The following is a 4846-nucleotide window of genomic DNA, read 5'->3' on the forward strand; positions in this document are numbered from 1 at the left end:
CGTTCCTGTGTGTTGCAGGACTGGCAGAGGGGGGCGCGGACGTAGCCGTGTTCGTGGCAGTGGTCGAGGACGGCGGCGGGCGCAGTGCGGCAGACAGCGCACGCCCACCCAGCCACCCTGCGGGAGGTACCGGGCTTCCTGCTGAGCACCGAGTACAGCTCTGGCCTTCCAGCTCTTTGTTGTACGGACGCAGTGAGGCGGTGAGGCCCTCGGGGCTCGTCGTCTGCCGACCGCCGGCGGCTCGGACCTGCCGGGGGAAGGAGGGCGGCTCAGTGACGGCTGCGCCTGCCTGGCGGGTCCGCGCGGCTTGCACCCACTGCGTCTCGGCGTGCTCGGCCGCATCCAGCAGCCTGACCACAGCGCGCGGCAGCCACCACGTCCGCTGCGTCCCGTCGCGGGTCTGCTCCACGAGCATCTGTCGCCAGTCGATCCCCGCCAGATGGTACGAGCGGCCGACTTCACGTCGTGCTGCCCGCTCGGGGCCGCCCAGCTCCTGCAGTTCCCCCATGATGCGCCGTCGCCAACGCAGCGGCGTCTCCTCGGTGCACCCCTGCCTCGACGCCCCACGAAACGGACCGATGCGGACCAGGTCCTGCCGGTCCATTCCCACCGCGTTCAGTTCCCCGGCCGCCCGGCGCACCTCAACCTCCCAAACACTCCACTGACCGCCACTCGCCCCCACCGTCGCCACCATGTGGCCGCCGAGCAGGACGTACCCCACCCGGGCATGGGCAGGAGAGCAGGTGAATGCCCCAGAAGCCGTCGGCACAGCACTGTCGGCCGTCAAATCGACCCACAGAGCGTCCGCGGCATCCAAGGGGATCAGGCCGTCCGTCCGACCGGGCATGACGCGCTCTGACATACCGACAGGCTAACGGCCTACAACGCGGCAACGGGTCCCAAGCGCCTCGGTCAGCCTGGCCGCCGCCCGCAACTCCTTATTCCTGAGCATCTGGTTCGTCAGCCCCTCCCGGGCCCGCAGCCTCACCAACAGAACGTCAAGATGTCCCAGTCTCCAGGTGTCCACGATCAAGCGGAAGCTTCACACCTGACAACGTGACAACGCCCTCCGGACTACTGCCAGATGCACTCGTCGATGACGATCTGCGGGTCCGCCGTGCGAGGGGTGAAAACGTATCGCAGCCATCCCCGGCCGTGATCGAAGTACAGGACGTGAGCGCCGCCGGGGCGAGTGGACTGGACCGGTTCGACACTCATGTCAGAGGGAAGGTCCGCGGCCGCATCGACACCCCGGAAGTACGGGTCCTTGGCAATGACGAGTTCGGCGCGAGCAGCGTCAACCAGAGTGCGCGCCGATGCGGGGAGAGCGTTTCTGTTGTCTTCTGCTTCCTTCGTCCAGTCTGCCTGCCAGGGAGGTCCCATGAATCCGTCTGTCACTGGCCGGGTTCCGCCTTGCCGGCCTTGCGGCGCAGTCGTCCGGCTTCTTCCACGAGGCTCTTGGCCTGGGCGTTATCCGTGGCCCGAGATGCCTCGTCCTCCAGGCGATGGACCTCGGTCTCGAGCTGTGGGTCCCGAGCGAGAGCGAATTCCGCCCACCAGCGGGCCATGAAGGCGGGGACGGGAGCGAGGTCGTAGGCGTCGGCGATCTTCTCGCGCCAGTTACGGTCGAAGTCAGGCAGAAGCTTGGGCGTGTGCTGTGCGATGGCGGCACGCAGCGCCTTGGGTGTGCGTTCGGGCATGGGGGGAACGGATCCTCGCATGCCGATGGTGGAAGCGGTCACTGTGCGGGCTCCTTTGCGGTGGCCGTGCGGGTCAGGCAACCAGGGGCACGGCTGTCGTGCCTGCAGCGTCATTGCCGTCGGATGGGTGCGGCGCGGTCAGGGCATCGCGCTGGGCGGTGGTGATCATGCGGGCGTAGGGATGGATGTCGCCACGTGCGTATGCGTCCAGCAGAATCTCGCAGAGTGCGGACATTGAGCGGACCGCATCTTTCGCACGTCGCTCGTCAGCGCCGGACCACACGTCATCCGTCGCGAAGACACTCCGACCACGGCGGTCGCCTACCCTGGAAGTGGTAGCGCGGGGCAGAAGCAACGTTCCGGCGGCGTACTCGGTAAGAGCGCGACTCATGACCCAGATGAGGGGCAGTCCCTCTGACTTGGCCCGTACTCCGGCTGCCTCCCACACCGTCTTTGCAACATTAGGCGCACGCTCAGCCTCTCCTGCTGCCGGCATATGGGGCTCCTGTCGCTACCGTCCGGACCTACCGATACACACGGTACTACGGATTGTGTCGGTATAGCATCAGAGTGTCCGTGCGACCGCCGCCTGGCGGCACCGTAGTACTCGTAACCGGGCGATGCCCTCTCTGTCAGCCTTGGGTGAGACGTCCCGTTCTGCGGGGTTAGCCTGAGAGGGCCTTGACCCCGGATCTTGAACTCGTCTATGCGGCTTGGGTCAGGGTAGTTGATGTTGAGTGGAAGGTGTTTTCGTAAGCGATCGGGGATCGCTGGCCGAGCCGGGAATGCCGGCGTCGGGTGTTGTAGCGGGACAGCCAGCGGAAGGCGTCGAGGCGGGCCTCACGCTCGCTCGACCAGCCCTTTCGCCCCTTCAACGTCTCCTTTTTGAAGGTCGCGTTGAACGATTCCGCGGCGGCGTTGTCAGCGCTGCTGCTCACTGCGCTCATGCTCTGGCGGACGCCGGCCCGGCGGCAGGCGTCGGCGAAGGCCCGGCTCGCGCGCTGCAGACACCCGGCGTCACACCGACCCTGTAGGTGCCAGAAACCTCATCCATGCTGGTCAGGCCGTGTAGGGGCGCTGTCGTGAGCTCCTGCCAGTCGACGGTGATGGTGGGTCCTCGGTGATTGCCGGGCAGCCCCGGTCGGCGCCAGGATGGTCCGGTGCTGCTGCGACTGCCCTACCTGGCCCTGACGAGCATGTTCACCTTGATACGGCTCCTGCCGATGGGCGATCGCGATAAGGACGCCGGATTCCTGGCGCTGCGCCACCAACTCGTCGTGCTGCAGCGGCAGATCGACAGGCCGAGGCTCACCTGGCCGGACCGCGCGCTGCTCGCCGCACTCCTGCACCGCCGCCCCCGGGTACAACTTCGCCGGCTCCAGCTGATCGTCTCCCCCGACACGGTGCTGCGCTGGCACCGTGACCTGCTCCGCCGACGCCACGGCAATGCCTCCCGACCCAAGCGCCCCGGGAGGCCGCGCACCATACGCTCTGTCCGGGTGCTGGCGCTGAGGCTCGCCGGCCAGAACCCCAACTGGGGGTACCGGCGCATCCACGGCGAACTCGCCGCTCTCGGCATCAAGGTCGCCGCCGCCACCGTGTGGAACATCCTCAAGGAGCACGGCGTCGACCCCGCGCCTGACCGGGACCACACTTCTTGGGCGAACTTCTTGAGCTCCCAAGCGCAAGCCATCGTCGCCGCCGACTTCTTCGAGACCAAGACACTGACCGGTGCGACCTTGTACGTCCTCGCTGTCATCGAGCACGCCAGCCGGCGCGTGCGGATCCTCGGCGTAACGGCGCGCCCGACCGCGGCCTGGGTCACCCAGCTCGCCCGGAACATGGTCATGGACCTCCACGACGCCGGCGCCGGGGTGAAGTTCCTGATCCGCGACCGGGATGTCCGCTACCCGGCGGCCTTCGACGCCGTCCTGCAGGCCGAGGGTATCGAGGTCGTCCAGACCGGCGTCCGGATGCCGCGCATGAACGCGGTCATGGAGCGATGGGTGCGGTCCTGGCGAACCGAGCTCCTCGACCGCACCCTCATCTGGAACCAGGCCCATCTACTCCACGCGCTGCGCGAGTACGAGCAGTTCTACAACCAGCACAGGCCCCACCGCACCCTTGCAGGCGCCGCACCGCTACGCCCCCTGCCCGAACCCATCACCCAATCCGACCGGCTCACCCACCTCAACGTCCACCGACACGACCGCCTCGGTGGCATCCTGCACGAGTACCAACACGTGGCGTGACCACAACGGACGTGGTTCTTGGCACCTACAGGGTCACCGATGTCGCTGCTTCCTCTCGGGGGAGGCGCGGGCTCGGAGAGACGGTGGGAGCGCTCCCATCACATCGCGGCGGCGGTCCTCGTCGTCCAGCATGCCTAGGAAGCGGCCGGTAGTCGCTCCGGCCGAGCGTGACACCCCGACGACGTGCAGAGTGAACTCGCCCTGCTGCAGTGCTGGAATGTTCACGGCGTCGATACGGACGGTCACCTCGGTGCTCGGCTGGACGCAGTGGCCAGGATCCGTAGTGGCCAGCTCCTCGAGCGCGGCATCGTCGAGCTCGACTTCAATGCGGCGCTGCATGCCGGCTCTGTGGGCGAGCTTGATGAGTCGGCTGTCCCGGTCAGGCAGCGGGGAGGGCGCCAGCATGGTGGTAGACCCGAGGTAGCCGGATGGGTAGCCGAGCGCGTCGATGGCGTCCACGACGCGGACGACCGCCCTTGGCCCGTACCGCTCAAGGAACAGGCTGTGCCACTCGGCCCATCCGGCCAACGCTGGCCTGGGTGCGAGACGCGTGAGTGCCTTGGCTGCCGCTGCCGCTTCCTGGGCCACGGTCTCCGGGACGACCAGGTCCCAGTCCACCCGCAGGTCGAGCGAAGGTGTGGGGGCCTCGCGTAACTCCGCTGTCTCAGCCGGCGCGAGATACTGCGTGTGCCTGAGGAGTACGGCGAGCGGGTCGGTGGCTGTCATCGCCGCGCGGAGGCTGGTGATCAGGAATCGTTGCCTGACCAGGACGGCCGCCCGTTCCCCATCACCGACCCGCGACGGCACGGGCATCCGGGACTACGTGCACGTCTGGGACCTTGCCGCGGCCCACATCGCGGCGCTCGAGCGCTTCGACTCCATCCTCATGGAGTC

General features: G+C 67.6%; 6 protein-coding genes and 1 pseudogene. 1 reads left to right on the forward strand and 6 read right to left on the reverse strand.

Annotated features, from left to right (window positions below; genetic code table 11):
* The 5 genes and pseudogenes from ACFVWD_RS57405 to ACFVWD_RS57425 form a co-directional block, all read right to left on the reverse strand.
* Positions 1–149 (reverse strand): endonuclease domain-containing protein (locus ACFVWD_RS57405; protein WP_389607081.1); only part of this gene is annotated, 149 nt, incomplete at its 3' end.
* A 925-nt stretch (positions 150–1074) separates the two neighbouring features.
* Positions 1075–1218 (reverse strand): hypothetical protein, encoded by a 144-nt coding sequence (locus ACFVWD_RS57410; RefSeq protein WP_389607071.1) that lies wholly within the window; start codon positions 1216–1218, stop codon positions 1075–1077.
* Between the two features lie 176 nt (positions 1219–1394).
* The gene (locus ACFVWD_RS57415; RefSeq protein WP_389607073.1) at positions 1395–1700 is read right to left on the reverse strand and encodes a DUF6247 family protein; all 306 of its coding nucleotides are present in this window, start codon (positions 1698–1700) and stop codon (positions 1395–1397) included.
* 73 nt (positions 1701–1773) lie between these two features.
* The gene (locus tag ACFVWD_RS57420) at positions 1774–1935 is read right to left on the reverse strand and encodes a hypothetical protein (protein WP_389607075.1); all 162 of its coding nucleotides are present in this window, start codon (positions 1933–1935) and stop codon (positions 1774–1776) included.
* Positions 1936–2404: 469 nt separating this feature from the next.
* Positions 2405–2704 (reverse strand): annotated as a pseudogene (locus ACFVWD_RS57425) (integrase core domain-containing protein); the annotation flags it as partial.
* Positions 2705–2860: 156 nt separating this feature from the next.
* On the opposite strand from ACFVWD_RS57425, the gene ACFVWD_RS57430 reads away from it, so the two are divergent.
* Positions 2861–3952 (forward strand): integrase core domain-containing protein, encoded by a 1092-nt coding sequence (locus ACFVWD_RS57430; RefSeq protein WP_389607077.1) that lies wholly within the window; start codon positions 2861–2863, stop codon positions 3950–3952.
* 33 nt (positions 3953–3985) lie between these two features.
* Here the strand turns inward: ACFVWD_RS57430 and ACFVWD_RS57435 are convergent, their stop codons facing one another.
* Positions 3986–4678 (reverse strand): lantibiotic dehydratase, encoded by a 693-nt coding sequence (locus tag ACFVWD_RS57435; RefSeq protein WP_389607079.1) that lies wholly within the window; start codon positions 4676–4678, stop codon positions 3986–3988.
* Positions 4679–4846: the final 168 nt, after the last annotated feature.

The sequence above is a fragment of the Streptomyces sp. NPDC058086 genome (genome assembly GCF_042885015.1).
In the GTDB taxonomy this organism is placed as follows: domain Bacteria; phylum Actinomycetota; class Actinomycetes; order Streptomycetales; family Streptomycetaceae; genus Streptomyces.